Raw genomic sequence first — 15,819 nt, 5'->3', positions numbered from 1 at the left:
ATTATTAAATCTATTCTCCCATATTTGCTTCTTTAATATATTCTACTAAATGAGTTATTAATGAGATAAAGCTTCCAATAGTTAAAGTGATTCCTACTCCAAATAGAAATGTTGCAGTCATTTGTTCCGCTTTTGCCATATAAACATCTTCTGCTGTTAATCTTTTGTTAATAAAGTGATTGCCTGTTATTTTATAAAGTACTTCTGAATTGTTAAGCAATGTTCCTGCAAAAATGGCTCCTATTGTGCTTAATGTAAAGACGGCCAGATTGACATAAAATTTATCTCTTGTGTCGATAAGTCTATTTTTGTTAGTTTTTATCATTTCTATTTCTACTTGATCTTCTTCTTTATTTATTAACTTGAATTTATCTTTATATCCTTTAGATTTAAGCAAGATGATATCTTGATTTTCTGGTTTTTCAATTTCAATTGGGGTTTCTCCCATAAATATTCCTTTTTTAAAAACTTTAGATTGTACATTGCTTTTAATTGATACTTTTTTAGAGATTGTTCTTTTTAAGTCAATATCTAATATTATTGAGTCTGCATTTTTTACCGTTCTTTTAATAGAATAGTTTTCGAAATTTGCACTTGTGATTTGTATTTCAATTTCTTTGTTTGGGAGTTTAGAAATGTCAAAAATATTATCGTGATAGATTCCTTTTGAAACAAATTTTTCATTTATGTAGATTTTTGCATCCGAGTTATTTTTGACGTTAATGTTGATTTTTAAAAATTCTCTGCCCAATATTTCTTTGAGGCTGTATTTTGTTATGTGATCTGCAATTTCATTAACAGAAGATGATGTTTTAAATACCGCTTTTTTAGTCTCAATTTTCTCAGGAGTGATGTTGCTAATTTCTAGCAAATAATAATTTTCTATTTTTTTAAGATCAATATAGTTAATAAAAAATAATTCTTCTCTTATAAAAAATTCTTTATTTAAATTTGATATATTTGTTTGCTCTTCGATTTTTTTATATTTTACTTTTAGTTTTTTTAAATTGTTAAAATATTCTGCAAATTTTTTTTGTTTATTGTTAATATTTTGAATATTTTTTTTAAGCTCATCAATTTTGGTTTTGGTGTTATGCTTTTCTTTTGCGGTTATTATGTTTTGAAGTTTTTTTTTATCCATTTCTTTTTTTAATTTGCTAATTTCAAGTTCTGTTTTTATTATATCTTGATTTATATAAATGTCTTCAATGATGCTCTTGTCATCATTGTTTACTATATGTTCTGTTATTTTATCATAGATTTTGTCCAATTGTTTTTCAATACCCTTTTTTAGGTCAATATTTTCTTTTTTTGTATTAATGATATAGGAAAAATTGTATTCAATATTACTTTGAGAATGTATTTTGCATATTGTAAATACTAGCAATGGTATTGCTAGCTTTAGTTTAAGCTTTTCCATTTTAGATACTCTTCTATGAAATTGTCTATGTTTCCGTCCATAACCGAAGTGGTGTTTGAATTTTCAAATTTTGTTCTGTGATCTTTTACCAAATTGTAAGGTTGAAATACGTAAGATCTTATTTGGTTGCCCCAAGAAATTTCTTTTTTTGTGTCTTGCTTGGATTTGTTTTTTTCATCTTCTTTGCTCTTATAGTATTCATAAAGTCTTGATTTTAAAACTTTCATTGCCAAGTCTTTGTTTTTGTGCTGGCTTCTGTCGCTTTGAGACTGAGTTACTATTCCTGTTTCAATGTGAGTTATTCTTACAGCAGAGGATGTTTTATTGACGTGTTGTCCTCCGGCTCCCGATGCTCTGTATGTATCAATTCTTATGTCTTCTGGTTTGATTGTTATTTCTATTTTGTCATCAATAACAGGGTCAACAAATACTGATGCAAAAGAGGTATGCCTTTTTTTAGCAGCATCAAAAGGAGAAATTCTTATAAGACGATGTATTCCAACTTCACTTTTCAATAGCCCATAAGCATACTCACCTTTGATTTCTATTGTAACAGATTTTATTCCACCTTCTGCTTCGAGTAAATCAATAAGTTCTGTTTTGTATTTTTTTCTCTCAGCGTATCTTGAATACATTCTGTAAAGCATTGCGACCCAGTCACATGCTTCAGTGCCCCCAGCCCCAGAATGAATAGTTAAAAAAGCATTGTTTGCGTCAAGCTCTTCTTTAAAGTAAGAAATTGTGAGTAAATCTTTGTATTGTTTTTCAAGCGTATTAAATTCAATTTCCAAGCCGTTAGTATCTTTTTCATTTTCGGCAATTTCGCACAAATCGCTTAAGTCTTTTATTTTATTTATTAGCTCTTCCCACGGATCAATTTTATTTTTTAAAATACTTTGAGCCTTAATTACTTTTTGAGCTCTTTTAGGATCATTCCAAAAATTTTTCTGGTTTATTTCTTTTTCATATTTTTCGATTTTAGCTTGAATTTCATTTTTGTCAAAGCTTCCTCCAAATGTCTTCGGCATGTTTGAGCAATGTATTTATTTTTTCTTTCATTTTTATTTCTCGCTATTATTGATTGTATATTAATATAATTATATTTGGAATTAAAGATAAAATAAATATTATAAAAAAATATATTGGTTCGTTTTCCAATATATTGATTTTGGGGTTTTTATCAAAGTTTTTTTTTATTGATGTTATTGACATTAAAGCTATTAGTATGCCAAGTGCAGATAGAATAAGTATTTCTAATCCTTCAAAAAATCCGTTGTTCTTATCAAGCGCAAAAAATGTTATTGCAATTAAGCTGCTATTTGAAAGCATGAAATCGTTTGAATAATTTGATTTTTTGTTGTAAACAATAAATAAATCATTTAATACTTTAAATAATAATATCAACACGTAAATCAAAATTACATAAAAAATTGGCACTAAGAACAGTAAATTATTCTTTGCAAACAGTTTATAGAGATAAAACGATATTGAATATATTAATAAAGAAGTAATTGTTATTATGGCGTACCTTTTTATTAGCATTATATTGTTTTTTATTTTTATGTCCTCAAATCCAACAAAGTGTATTAAGGTTAAGTTGTTAATAATTAGGCATGCAATTAAATTATTGGTCATAATTTTATTATATCCTTTTCATTCTCAAGAGGTGTTTTGAGTGCTTTTTCTTTATTTGTTTTCAAAACATGCATTATTTTTTTAATTTTGAAGGTTAAGCTATATTTTTTTATTAAGTTTGAGCTTGTTTGTAAGATGAAAATAGATATTATGACTGATAAAGTTTCAAAAGGAATGTAGCTTAATGTCAAAAAGTATATAAATGCCAATATTGATCCGTAGAGTATTTGCTCAAATTTAAAGTGAGGTGTTATTTGCAATTCTGTTGCCATTGTAAATATTAACAGCATTGGGATTGGAGAAATAAGTAGTGTTAACATGTCGGAGCTGATGTGGTTTAGCATTCCTATATTATGTGCTATGTACGAGATTGCCATTAAGCTTATATAAAATGAGAGTGGTATTAATTTGTTGATTATATATTTGCCAACTATTAATAAGAGGCCAAAATAAAGCAAGATAGGAGATATTTTTTTTTCATTATTAACTCCCAAAAGACTTTCAATATGAAATCTTGTGACAATTATATTAAAAGCGGAAAAAATGTTTTGATTTACAAAGTTTTCAATTGCATCTATTTTTTTACTTTCATATCTTGTAAAGGTATTTAAACTTTTTAAATTTTTTATGTTTGGATTTGTTTCAATTATTTCATTCCAGGTTGGAATTATTGAATTTGAATTTTTAAGTTCCTCTTGATAGGCTTGCTTAAAACTTACCGGAAAATTTAATACCAAAAACATAAAAGAAATTAATATAGGGTTTGCCAAAAATGCTGATAGTCTGAAAAAGTAAAAGAATACCAAAAAAGTAAATAATAAGGAAATTATTTTTAGTGTAATTTCTAAATCCAAGGGCAATATAATGCTTATCATTAAGGCGGCGTAAACAAAAAAAGACAAACATTTGTAATTAATTTTTAGCATTATAGGTATATAGATTGCCACACTAATAAATATTAACAGCAAGGTGTCTGTCATGAATTTTGTGTTATTTAGGAAAGAAAATATCAGGCTAGGTGATAGTGATAGTATGATAGCAAAGTATATGTCTTTTAAATTGTTTTCAGTGTATATTGCTTCATTTGTTAGACTTTCATTTAGAATTTTGCTTTTAATTTCTTTTTGAACCTTATGTATTTCTTCTTCTACTTCTTTGTCTGTATAATTAAATATTTTTAATTTGCCGCTATTATTTATTTTTTCTTTCTTTAAGAATGAAAAAATAATATTTTCCATTTGCAATGGTGCAAAGCTTGATATAAACAATGCTTTAATTTTGTCGTATATTGACTTTTTCTTTAATATGGTGAGACTATAAATATCTCTTGTTATCGGTATGTTTAATGTATCGATTTTTATTTTATTGGCTGGGTTGTTTAAAAAAATTTCATATTTTTTTGTGTCAATTTTCTCATTTATTAGCTGGCTGAAAGAGGTTCCAATTTTTACCTTCAGTATTCTACTTTTTATTTTTTTATTTCCATTTATAGCTACAAATTTTTCTTTATAAGGGTTGTTATTTTTTATGACAAGATTTGCATTGTATAGATCTTCAATATTTGCTAATAAAATATTGTTGTGGGGATTTATATCATCTTTTGTATTTTTATTATTGTATAAAAAGTGCATTATCATTTCGTGATTTGTATAAGGATATGCATTTTCTAAAGATTTAATTTTTATTTTTCTGTTTTTAAAAATACTCAATTTTTCGAATTCTTTTTTTAGTTTGTCTTTATTTGATATTATTATTATTATTTCTTTGAATTTGAATATTTTGTCGATTATTTGGAATCCTGAAAAAATTTCTTCTAATTTTTCTGCCATCAGTGCTTCTGAAATATTTGTAAATGCATCTTTTCCGTTTGTTAATAAAATCATTTTGTCTATTTTTTTACATTTGTTTATGAATTGAAATAAAGAATTTTCGTTAAACCAAGGAATTCCCAGTTGAATTAATTTTTCCAAGGTTTTTTCTCTTGAGGCTCCTTCTTCAATTGGTGTTTTTTCAGTTTTTATTTTTCCTTGAAATTTGATTAATGCTGATTTTAAATTTTTTCCATCTGGAAAATTGGCTGTGTATATTTTTTCTACTATTCCAGATATTGGAGAATATGTGTATAGCTCTATGTTTGAGTTTTTGGATAAAATTTGATTTTCTTCTATTTTTTGTTTTTCAATTATGTATATTATGGATTTTGAATTTTCTGTTTCAAGGGGTATTAGGGCATATTCAGGTATTTGAATCTCGTTAATATTTATTTCGTATTTATTGTATTTTTTAAAAATTGTTTTTACTTTTTCTAAGTCTAGCATTAGCTATTTATCCTTGAATATATTTTTTATAGGTTTTTTCATTTATGTTTAAAAGAATTGTAAATCTTATTGCTTTAAATAGGAATAGTAATACAAAGAAGGGCAAAGAGAAAAAGAAAAGTATTTTGTAATTTTTTTTATCTGTGTTGATATTATTCTTGTTTTCTTTATATATTAGGATTGGATTTTTATTTTTTAAAAACAGACTTGCAAGATCTTTTTTAAGAATTTCATCAATAAATGATTTGTCTACTTCGTAAACAGTTTTAGGATGAATTTCTATTTTGTCGTTTTTGATTTCAAAGTAATTTTCTTTTATATCTTTAGGAATTTTTCCATACTTAGCGGTAATATTGTATTTTAGTTCGTTTTGATAAAGAATGTGGGATAGGTACCCTATAATATTGGGCATGTCTTTGTTGTATCCCAGCATTATATAAATGTTATTAGGATTTAAATAATCAAAGTAATTTAATTTTTTACTGTAAAGGTAGTTAATGTTTTCATAAGAATTTAGCATATAGCTTGAATAAGCGAAAGGAATTAATGAGAGTGTAAATAGTAGTAGATGTATTGCTATTTTTGATTTTAAAGCTTTTTTTCCTTCTATTTTTTTCTCTTTAATCTCGATTGGGAATAAGAAAGTGTCTTTAAAATTGCTTTCTGTTTTTATCCAGCTGAAAATTAAGAAAATGCAAAGGGTTGGTATTGCGACAAATGCAATAAAAGTGGGATCAATATTTGTAGTAAAAAAGGTTGTGATTGTAATGAAATATAGAGCTGTGAATGTAAATAAAAATAGTAAGTGTTTTATTTTTGTCATTAGTGTTAAAAAATTTATTTCTTTTAAATATATTTTATTGTAATTTTTGTTAAAATTACTGATTATTAAAAATAACAAATAAGAGAGAACTGTAAATGGATAAAAATACATTATTTCTTTGCTTATCATAAAAGCAAGAGATGAAATTAATAGAAAAATTAAAGTAAATATAGAGTTTGTTGGGTCTAAAAAAATTAATAAAATTATTATGATTAGAAATATTATGCTTGAAATAAAATTAATTTTTGTTTTGTAGTCAAGAGAATGTATGTCGGCATTAATATTGAGTTCTTTTTTTAGGTTTTTAAAATTTATACTTTTAAACCTGTTTTCAACATAAAGAAGTTTTTTGTGCTCTATGTTGAAAAGATTGGAGAGCTTTTTTAAAAATATGCTTTTTCTCAGGTCAAGATTGTTAAGTTTGTTTATCTCATTTATTGTGATTTCTTTATTTTCGGGAAAGTCTAAAATGTCAATTTTTGTTGTGTATTCTGAGATTGTTTTGTATCCTAGTGAATTTATATATTCATTGGCAGTTTTTAGATCATTTTCATTTTCAAAGTATAAAGGTTTGTAGTCTCCAAATTGAGCTGCATCACAGGATTTGATAAGTGGTATTGTTGTAATTAAATATAAAAAACCTAAAAAACGCACCATTTATTTTTTCCTATGCTAAAAATAGCACACAATATACGCAGAGACTATTCCTATTATTATGCCCGTTAGAACCTCTTTCTTTTTGTGCCCCTTGACCACTTTTATTTTTGTTGTGTCAATTTTTATTTCTTTTTTTAATTTTTCTGATAATGCATTTAAATATTCTGCTTGAACTCCAGACATATATCTTACGCCGAAAGAATCTCTTATTGTAATAAGGGCAAATGCAAGAGCTATTATAAAATTTGTATCTATTCCTTCAGTTAGTGCGATTGAGGTTGAAAGAGCGGTGACCGTTGATGAATGACTACTTGGCATGCCTCCTGTTTCTAGAAAAATTTTTTTTAAAAGATGTACTGGAGTTAGTTTTAACTTTCTTGTTTTTACAGTTTGGATACCATATTTAATCACTTGAGCAGAAATTCCTGATACAAGACAAGACAAAAAAAGATCATTGGTAAGCAATGCCCTTATCATTATTAAGCCTCCTTTTATATTGCGAATTTACCAGCTTTTATTATTGTGTACTCTTTTCCATTTTTGTCTACACCAATGACATTTAAGTCATCGCTTCCAATCATTAAATCTGTATGTATCAATGAAACGTTACATCCGTAAGTTAGCTTATCGGCATCGGTCTTTAAATCTTCTTCATTGCTTAAACAAGATGGATATGCAGCTCCTAGTGCTATGTGGCAACTTGCATTCTCATCATATAATGTGCTGTAAAAAATAAGATTGCTTTGATAAATAGGGGAGCTACTGTCAACTAATGCTACTTCTCCTATATATTTTGCTTGAATGTCGGTTTCAATGTGTGATTTTAATATTTCTTTTTGCTTCTCATCATCACAGCCAAAGTCAACAACTTTTCCATTTTCGAATTTTAACCACATTCCATATATTAGTGTCTCAAGAACCATTACAGGGCGGGTGGCGTACACGATGCCTTTTGTTTTTTTATAGTTTGGAGTTGTAAAAACCTCTTCTGTTGGCATATTGGCATTGAATTCTATTTCTGTTCCTTTGATTTTTTCGCTTCCACCTGTCCATAGGGAAGTTTCAAGCAGATATACTTCCAAGTTTGTTTTTTCGGTTTTAAAAATTACCTTTTCTAGGTTAAGTTCATTTAATGTTTTGCATCTTTTGTGAAGTTTTTCTCCATGGGATTCCCAACTTTCTATTGGATTTTCACTGTCGAGTAATAATATTTTTTTTTGTATTTTGAAAAATTCTTCTAAAGTTTGACTTCCTTCTTTTTTATTTAAAACTTTGGAAGCCCATTTTGGACCTGGTGCACAAACAACGCACCAGGCTATTTCGTTGCTCATTATTGCTTGTGATAAGGTTTTGCTTGCCAAATTTAAGGCTTTTTGATAAATTGACATTTTTTGACCAATGCTTTCTTTTAAGTCTTCAAAATTTTCTGTATCATCGACGTTTATTCTTGCCCATTTATCTTGAACCATTTCTTCTAAAAAGCTTTTTTCTGCATTTGGAATAAATTTCAAGCTTTCTTCTTGTGAAAATTTTAGTCTTGATTTTAAAATATCAATGTCTTTAATGTTTAGCTTGACATACTTAGCCCCGTGTTCATAAGCTTTTTTTGCTAATATTTTCAAAAAATTATAATTGTCGATTGAACCTTGAATTAAAACACATTGATTTTTTTGCAAATTAATTCCCTTTAAAATTATAAGCTCTGCATATTTTATTAAATCTTTCTCCATTTATTCCTCCTAAATAGGTTCTTCTAAGACATTCTCATTAATGTAGTTTGCAACAGCTTCTTCATCATTTGTTCCTATTACTTCTAAGTAAGGAAGCATTGCTTTTAATCTATAATTTGCATTTCCCATTAGTAATCCCTTTTTAACATTTTCTAGCATATCAGTATCATTAAAGCCATCTCCAAAAGCTATGGTTTCGCTTAAATTAATATTTATAGTTTTAAGAACTTCTTTTAATGCATTACCTTTGGAGACTTTATGATCTACAATTTCTAGTGAATTTGGGGTAGAAAGGTATGCATTTATTTCTCCTTTATATTTCTCTAAAATCATTGCTTCATATTCTATTAGGCTTTCTTCTCCGCCAGCTAGTATTATTTTTGCAACATTTTCAAAATTTTTAAGCTCGTTAAAGTCTTTAATTTCTTGAATTTTATTGATTGGGCTGATTATTTCATGTCTGAAGACATTGGATTCTTTTTGCAATTTTTTACATTGATCAATTGCAATTTTAGTCTTGATGTCAATATTTAATTGGTCGTCGTTTTGATCTGCTTTATGTAAAAAATGAGGTATGTGACTAAATTTCTCGTCTCTTAAATTTAAAATCTTCTTTACCACTTCAGCAGATAAATTATGACTTTTTATTAATTTCCATTCTTGATTGTAAACTTTTGCTCCGTTTAATGTAATGAAAAATGAAACTTGCAGTTGATCTGTTTTTTTTATAATTTGAATGATTTCATTTTTACTTCTTCCTGTTGCTATTATGAATTTCTTTTTTTCTTTTGTTAATTTTTTAATTACAAGTTCTGTAAAGGCTCCAATATAGCTTTTTGATAGTAAAAGAGTGCCATCAAGATCAGAGGCAACCGCTTTAATATTTTTCATGTTTTATCCTTTAGGAGTTAATTTCAAGCTAAATTATATCAAATAATTTTTTTTTTTTAAATTGATAATTATTTGGTATACTAATATTAGTAAGGTTGTATAAAGGGGATTTTTTTGGATATTAATAAAAGATTAGCTTTGCTTAGAGATCATATGAGAGATAATGGGGTTGATGCTTATTTGGTAGCAGGCTATGATCCTCATTTTAGTGAATATTCTCATGAAAGATATAGCACTCGTAAGTTTATTACAGGTTTTTCTGGTAGCTTTGGTACGGTAATTATAACATTATCAAAAGCTGTTCTTTTTACAGATGGTAGGTATTTTTTACAGGCCGAGCAAGAGCTTAAGGGAACTGAAATTGCATTAATAAAGCTTGGAGTAAAAGGATCTCCTGATATTTTTACGTATATAAATTTGAATCTTAAAGAATCAAAGCTTGGAATTTATTCAGATGAGATTAGTATAAAGTTTTATAAAGAGTTGTCTGAAAAATGTAAAAATACACATATCAAGGCTTTAAATCAAGATCTAATTGATTTAATTTGGAAATCTAGACCCCAGCTTGAGTTTAGCCATGTATTTGAATTGGCTGATGCTGAGAAGAATAACAAAAGAGCTGAAAAAATCAAATCTATTTATTTGATCTTAGAAAAGAATTTGGCAGATTTTTATGTTATTACTGCTCTTGATGAGATTGCTTGGGTGCTGAATTTAAGAGGGGCAGATGTTGAAGAATCAGCATTATTTTATTCGTTTCTTTTAATATCTAGGAATAAAAATCGAAAAAATGTTCTTTTTGTTGACAYAAAAAAACTTGATTCGGGTGTTAAAGAAGCACTTGAAATGGAAAATTTTGAAATAGAGTCTTACAGCAATTTTTACTGTTTTTTGGACAAAATAAAGCACGAAGGTAAATTTTTTGTTTCATTTTATGCCAATGTTAGGGTTTTAAAAGTTCTTGGTGAGACTAATATCATTTTGGGAGAGAGTATTATAAGTAGTCTTAAGGCATTAAAAACCGATTATGAACTTCTTAAGATGAAAGAAGCGCATATTATTGATGCTATTGCATTGATTAAATTTTTACGTAAATTTAAAAGTCTTAGCAAGGTTGAATTGTCTGAATTAGATGAAATAGATGTTGCTGATATGCTTTTGCATTTTAGAAAATTGAATAAAGATTTTTTTAGTTCTAGCTTTGACTCAATAGTTGGTTTTAGAGAAAATGGAGCTCTTCCGCATTATAAGCCCAAAAGAGGTAGAAAAATAAATACCAATGGTCTTCTTTTGATTGATTCTGGGGGTTCATATTTTGGACTTGGTACGACAGACGTTACAAGAGTTTTTTTAATAGGTGATGCCTCTGATGAAGAAAAGCGCGACTATACTTTGGTTCTTAAGGCTTTCATTGGCCTTTCTTCTTTAAAGTTTCCATATGGATCTTCCGGAGCTTTTCTTGATGGAATTTGTAGATTACCGCTTTTAAAAAATGAATTGAATTTTATTCATGGCACTGGGCATGGTGTTGGGTTTTTTCTTAATGTTCATGAACTTCCAGTTTCTATTAGTCCTAATTCTAGTTATCTTTTTAAAGGATCTGAGGTAGTTTCAATTGAGCCTGGTCTTTATAGAACATTTAGTCACGGAATAAGAATTGAGAATTTAGTTTTTGTAAGGCAAGCTTTTACAAATGACTTTGGAGCTTTTTTAGAGTTTGAGAATTTAACCCTTGTTCCTTTTGAAAAGGAATTGATAGTAAAAGAAATGCTCTCAGAAGATGAGTTAAATTATATCAATGATTATCATGAATGTGTATTTTTAACATTAAAAGAGCGCTTTGATAATGAAGGAGAGTTGGAATTTTTAGCAAAGCTAACAAGTAAAATATGAGATTTATAATTGCATTTTTAATGATTTTAAATCAAGGATTTTCAAATTTGTTTTCTTTGCCTCCGGAAGATATTATTTTTGAGAGTTCTTATGAGGTTGCAATTAAAAAAGCTCAAAAATTGAATAAAAATGTTTTAATTTTGGTTGGTAGAGATATTAAAGAAAATTTAATAAAAGATTTTTTAAACTCTTTTACAAATGGTGAAATTATTCACAAAGTATCTAGAAAAAGTGTTTTTTTAGTTATTGATAAGGATAATGAAATTTTTAATAAAATTAATCTACAAAAAAGTCCGACTATTTTTTTTGTTGATTCTAAGAATGAGCAAATAAAGGCAGCTTATGTGGGAGCTGTTTTGAGCAGTGTTCAATTTGATAAGGATTTTTTAAACTATGTTATGGGAGCTATAAAATCAACAAGTGTTTTAAAAAAGCAAAAAGATTATGAAATTAATACTGCTGATGAGAGAACCTTTTTTTACAAAACATTAAAAGGTGATTGGCGATTAAAGTTTAATGGTAAAGACAGAAAGCTTGTTCTTTTTGATACAGATCTTAAAGAATTTTTAGTTTTTAAAGATATTAATGAAAACAAGCTTTATGCTATTCCTAAGTCTAGGATTGGTAATATTTATTTTTCATTATTGGGAAATGAAGAATGGAAGCTTTTTGGAAAAATAAAATAAGTGTCTTTTTTGTTTGAAAGGGGGATGGGTTTTTATGGAAATGGTATTTTATCCTAATGATTTGCTTCGTGTTAAGACAAAGCAAATCGAGAATATTGACGATAAGATTAGAGATTATGCTAAAAAGATGATAGAATTGATGGATATTAGCGGTGGAGTTGGGCTTGCTGCTCCCCAAGTAGGCCTTGATTTGGCGCTTTTTGTAGTTAGAGAGAATAAAATGGCAAGGCCTTTGGTTTTTATCAATCCTTCAATCATAGAGACTTCTTATGAGTTTAGTTCTTACAAAGAGGGGTGTTTGAGTATACCAGGAGTTTATTATGATTTAATGAGGCCTAAAGCTGTTGTAATAAATTTTCATGATGAGAATGGAAAATCTTTTACTATAGAAAATTCTGATTTTTTGGCAAGAATTATTCAGCACGAAATGGACCATTTAAATGGAGTTCTTTTTATTGATTATTACGAAGAAAAGTTAAAAAATAAATTACTAAAGCCTTATATGAGAGAAAGGGGGCTTAAGGCAAAATGAAAATATTTTTTGTAAGCTCTTCTTCTATTGCTTTAGAAGTTTTCAAAGAGATTGTAAAGCATTATGAAGTGGTGGGAGTTTTGACTTTGCCTGATAGACCCAAGGGTAGAGGACAAAAGTTAAGTCAAAATGTAATAAAGTCAGAGGCTATTGCTAGGAATATTAAAGTTCTTGATCCTTTGATTCTTGATGATAATGTATTAAATTTAGTTAGAGATTTGAATCCAGATTTAATGTTAGTTTTTTCTTATGGCAAGATTTTTAAAAAAGAATTTTTAGATCTTTTCCCAAAGGGATGTATTAATGTTCATCCTTCTCTTTTACCCAAATATAGAGGCGTTTCTCCGATTCAATCTGCAATTTTAAATGGTGATTGTGTTAGCGGTGTTACTATTCAGAGTATGGCTTTAGAAATGGATAGTGGCAATATTTTAGTGCAAAAAAATTTTAAAATAAGATCTTATGATACAAGTCATGATATTTCAAAACTTGTATCAAGCCTTAGTCCAAGCCTTGTTCTAGAAGCTTTGGAAAAAATTAGCAAGGGTTTTTTGGGAATTCCTCAAAAATCAAGCGAAGCTACTTTTTGTTCTTTTTTAAAAAAAGAATCTGGATTTATAGATTTTAATTTAAGTGCATTTGAGATTAAAAATAAAATTAATGCGTGCAATCCTTGGCCACTTGTAAGAGTTAGGCTTGATTATAACGACATTATTTTTCATCGCGCCGATTTTTTGGAGGTAGATTTATATAAGGAGAGAAAAATAGGAGAAATTGTTGATTTTAATCCTGAAAAAGGATTATTTGTTAATACCGGGAAAGGGATTCTTTTGCTTTTAGAAGTTCAAAGACCTGGAAGAAAGGTTTTGGATTTTAAGTCCTTTTATAATGGAAGTAGGCAGCTAATAGGGCAAGTGTTTTCTTCAATAGAATAGGGGGGGATATATTAGTTTTAATAATAATGACAATCTAGAAAATAAATTTTCTAATGAAGGGGAATTGTTTAAAAATAAATTAGATCTGTCTCAGAGTGACAAAAATTGCAATAATGAAATGTTGATTTTGCCCAAAACCACAATTAAGGCATTGCTTTTAGTTATTTTTGGATCTTTAATTGTTTCTTTTGCAATTTTCTTTATGGTTTTAGAAAATAATGAGATTACAGTCGTTCCAAATCTTTATTCTCTTGCTATTGAGGATGCTGTTCTTGAATTGCAGAGAAAAGAGTTGATTCCGCACATTGAATTTAAATTTTCTTCAAGTGCTCTTGATAAAGGGAAAGTAATAGATCAGGGTCCAAAACCAGGAACTGTTTTAAGACATGGCAATAAGGTTATAATTTTCATTAGCAAAGGGGCTATAATAAACAGAGTTGATAGTTTTATTGGTAAAAACATTGACGATGTTATTATTAATTTAAAGGCCAATTCTTTTGATAATTCTAAATTACTTTACCATATTGTTCAACCTCTTGAGGTTGAAAGCGAATTGCCAAAAGGAATAATAATTAGTCAAAATCCATCACCGGGTAGTCAAATATCAAGTTTAACGGATCTTCAATTTTTAATTAGTAAGGGTAAAGATCATTTGGACAAACATGTTAAAAATTATGTTGGAATTTATTATAAAGATGCAATTGCTTCTCTTTTAAGCGATAGCATTAACTTTGACATTGATTTGGCAAATATCGGCGATTTTGGAAATATTATTTCTCAGTCTATTCCGCCTGGAACTAAAATAAATGAATCAGATAAAATTTTAATTACTATTGCAAAGCCCAAGGTTGACAATAAAATTGTTTTTGGAATTTTGACTTATAAATTAAGACAACATCCATCTTATGTCGATATATCTGTTAGGTTAAAAGGCGTGGATGGTAAAAATTCTTTGATTTATTCCTTTAAGTCAAAGGGAGGACTTATTAAGTTGCCCTATGAGGTTAATAAAGGTTCTATGATTGAGCTTTATATTTATGATAAGCTGATTAATCAAACAGTTATAAATTAATTGTGCTCAAAAACATATTGATTTAAAATGATAAAAAAATTTTTAATATAAAATCACATATTAATTAGTTTTGATGCTGTAATAATAGATGCAGCAATTGTGGCTGTTTCTGTTCTCAGGGTGTTTGTGGATATGCTGTAAGGGGAAAAATTATATTGTGCTATTAATTGTTTTTCTTTTTCTGTAAATCCTCTTTCAGGTCCCACAATAATGACCGCATTGTTTATTTGTTCTATATCAATTAAATTTTTTTCACTATTTTTTTCAAGCAATATTTTTATTTCAAAATTTTCTTGTTGAATATATTTAAGGCTTTCTTTCAAATTTTTTATAATTTTTATTTTTGGTAAGTATGTTATTTTTCCTTGCATTGCTCCGGCTATTAAATGTTTTTCGCAATCATTGTTTTTAAAGATTTTAGAATTTAAATATGATTTTTCAGTAAGCTCAGTGTTAAAAAAAATTATTTTGTATGTTCCAATGCTAGCAAGTTCTTTTATGATTCTTTTGGCAACAATTGGTCTTATCATTCCAATTAGCACATATAATTTTTTAAGTTTATTAGATTCACCTACTTTAAAGATTTTCTTGAAAAATAGTTTTTTATCTTTTTTGTAAATGCAGTGGTAAATGTTTTTTTCTCCAAGAATACCAAATTTAAATTTGTCGTTATCTTTTAATTTTAAGATTTTAACAAGATGTTCTGCCCTAGTATCATTGAGTGAAATTCCTGTTTTAAATTCATTAAAAGTTATTAACATTAGATTCATTTCTTATAATTCCTTATTATTAATATTGTATTTGTGATATAATTTTAAGTCGATAGGGGGGCATGTAAAATATATGGCTATTTCTTTAACCGAAGAAGATTTTGTTGTTAAAGTTTTTGATTATAAAAATGATAAAGAGTGGAGTTTTAGAGGTGATAGACCCGCAATAATTGATTTTTATGCTAATTGGTGTGGTCCATGTAAAATGCTTTCTCCGATTTTTGAAAAACTTTCTAAAAAGTACGAGAATAGCATTGATTTTTACAAAGTAGATACAGATAAGGAACAAGATATTTCTTCTGCGATTGGAGTACAAAGTCTTCCAACTATTCTTTTTATTCCTGTTGATGGCAAGCCAAAGGTTTCTGTTGGCTTTTTGCAAGAAGATGCTTTTGAAAACATAATTAAGGATTTTTTTGGTTTTTAGTTTGCAAAATAAAATAATTTAATTGCTATA

General features: G+C 27.8%; 15 protein-coding genes. 6 read left to right on the top strand and 9 right to left on the bottom strand.

The annotated features are described in order from the left end of the window. Nucleotides 1-10 precede the first annotated feature (10 nt). From BB_RS00370 to BB_RS00335, 8 genes are all read right to left on the bottom strand, one after another. The gene (locus BB_RS00370; protein WP_010889677.1) at nucleotides 11-1,420 is read right to left on the bottom strand and encodes a hypothetical protein; all 1,410 of its coding nucleotides are present in this window, start codon (nucleotides 1,418-1,420) and stop codon (nucleotides 11-13) included. Further along, nucleotides 1,402-2,479, bottom strand: a protein-coding gene (gene prfB, locus BB_RS00365; RefSeq protein ID WP_096334726.1) for a peptide chain release factor 2 whose coding sequence is annotated in 2 segments (ribosomal slippage) — nucleotides 1,402-2,421 and nucleotides 2,423-2,479 — 1,077 coding nt in all. Because the reading frame shifts where the segments join, the coding sequence is not laid out codon by codon here. The genes BB_RS00370 and prfB overlap by 19 nt, the downstream gene beginning before the upstream one ends. A 15-nt stretch (nucleotides 2,480-2,494) precedes the next feature. Then, complete coding sequence (locus BB_RS00360; RefSeq protein ID WP_002658284.1) at nucleotides 2,495-3,055, bottom strand: hypothetical protein; 561 nt, start codon at nucleotides 3,053-3,055, stop codon at nucleotides 2,495-2,497. Next, a complete protein-coding gene (locus tag BB_RS00355) occupies nucleotides 3,052-5,373 on the bottom strand; it encodes an RnfABCDGE type electron transport complex subunit D (RefSeq protein ID WP_010889675.1) in 2,322 nt (773 codons plus the stop codon). Before BB_RS00355 ends, BB_RS00360 begins: the two co-directional genes overlap by 4 nt. A 7-nt stretch (nucleotides 5,374-5,380) precedes the next feature. Then, the gene (locus BB_RS00350) at nucleotides 5,381-6,853 is read right to left on the bottom strand and encodes a hypothetical protein (protein WP_002658288.1); all 1,473 of its coding nucleotides are present in this window, start codon (nucleotides 6,851-6,853) and stop codon (nucleotides 5,381-5,383) included. A gap of 15 nt (nucleotides 6,854-6,868) precedes the next feature. Next, nucleotides 6,869-7,330 (bottom strand): divergent PAP2 family protein, encoded by a 462-nt coding sequence (locus BB_RS00345; protein ID WP_002556673.1) that lies wholly within the window; start codon nucleotides 7,328-7,330, stop codon nucleotides 6,869-6,871. 14 nt (nucleotides 7,331-7,344) lie between these two features. Continuing rightward, on the bottom strand, nucleotides 7,345-8,583 hold the full coding sequence (locus BB_RS00340) for an aminopeptidase (RefSeq protein ID WP_002656022.1): 1,239 nt from the start codon (nucleotides 8,581-8,583) through the stop codon (nucleotides 7,345-7,347). A 9-nt stretch (nucleotides 8,584-8,592) separates the two neighbouring features. Further along, nucleotides 8,593-9,474: an HAD family hydrolase gene (locus BB_RS00335; protein ID WP_002658292.1), complete on the bottom strand. Its 882-nt coding sequence runs from the start codon at nucleotides 9,472-9,474 to the stop codon at nucleotides 8,593-8,595. Nucleotides 9,475-9,588: 114 nt separating this feature from the next. On the opposite strand from BB_RS00335, the gene BB_RS00330 reads away from it, so the two are divergent. The 5 genes from BB_RS00330 (at nucleotide 9,589) to BB_RS00310 (ending at nucleotide 14,592) form a co-directional block, all read left to right on the top strand. Then, entirely contained in the window at nucleotides 9,589-11,367 is a 1,779-nt protein-coding gene (locus tag BB_RS00330) for an aminopeptidase P family protein (protein ID WP_023003273.1), read from the top strand. Then, nucleotides 11,364-12,053, top strand: coding sequence for a hypothetical protein (locus BB_RS00325; RefSeq protein ID WP_010889674.1), 690 nt, complete (start codon nucleotides 11,364-11,366; stop codon nucleotides 12,051-12,053). Before BB_RS00330 ends, BB_RS00325 begins: the two co-directional genes overlap by 4 nt. 34 nt (nucleotides 12,054-12,087) lie before the next feature. Further along, nucleotides 12,088-12,585, top strand: coding sequence for a peptide deformylase (def, locus tag BB_RS00320; RefSeq protein WP_002662034.1), 498 nt, complete (start codon nucleotides 12,088-12,090; stop codon nucleotides 12,583-12,585). Beyond that, nucleotides 12,582-13,520, top strand: a complete 939-nt coding sequence (gene fmt / locus BB_RS00315) for a methionyl-tRNA formyltransferase (RefSeq protein ID WP_002658299.1) — start codon at nucleotides 12,582-12,584, stop codon at nucleotides 13,518-13,520. Before def ends, fmt begins: the two co-directional genes overlap by 4 nt. 64 nt (nucleotides 13,521-13,584) lie before the next feature. Further along, complete coding sequence (locus BB_RS00310; protein ID WP_020948684.1) at nucleotides 13,585-14,592, top strand: PASTA domain-containing protein; 1,008 nt, start codon at nucleotides 13,585-13,587, stop codon at nucleotides 14,590-14,592. 53 nt (nucleotides 14,593-14,645) lie between these two features. Here BB_RS00310 and BB_RS00305 read toward each other — a convergent pair whose 3' ends face one another. After that, a complete protein-coding gene (locus BB_RS00305) occupies nucleotides 14,646-15,362 on the bottom strand; it encodes a 16S rRNA (uracil(1498)-N(3))-methyltransferase (protein ID WP_010889672.1) in 717 nt (238 codons plus the stop codon). A 73-nt stretch (nucleotides 15,363-15,435) separates the two neighbouring features. On the opposite strand from BB_RS00305, the gene trxA reads away from it, so the two are divergent. Next, nucleotides 15,436-15,789 (top strand): thioredoxin, encoded by a 354-nt coding sequence (trxA, locus tag BB_RS00300; RefSeq protein ID WP_010889671.1) that lies wholly within the window; start codon nucleotides 15,436-15,438, stop codon nucleotides 15,787-15,789. Nucleotides 15,790-15,819 lie beyond the last annotated feature (30 nt).

It is taken from the genome of Borreliella burgdorferi B31 (assembly GCF_000008685.2).
GTDB classification, from domain to species: domain Bacteria; phylum Spirochaetota; class Spirochaetia; order Borreliales; family Borreliaceae; genus Borreliella; species Borreliella burgdorferi.
Note: the sequence above shows the minus strand (reverse complement) of the source record. Positions and strands in the feature narration are given on the sequence as shown.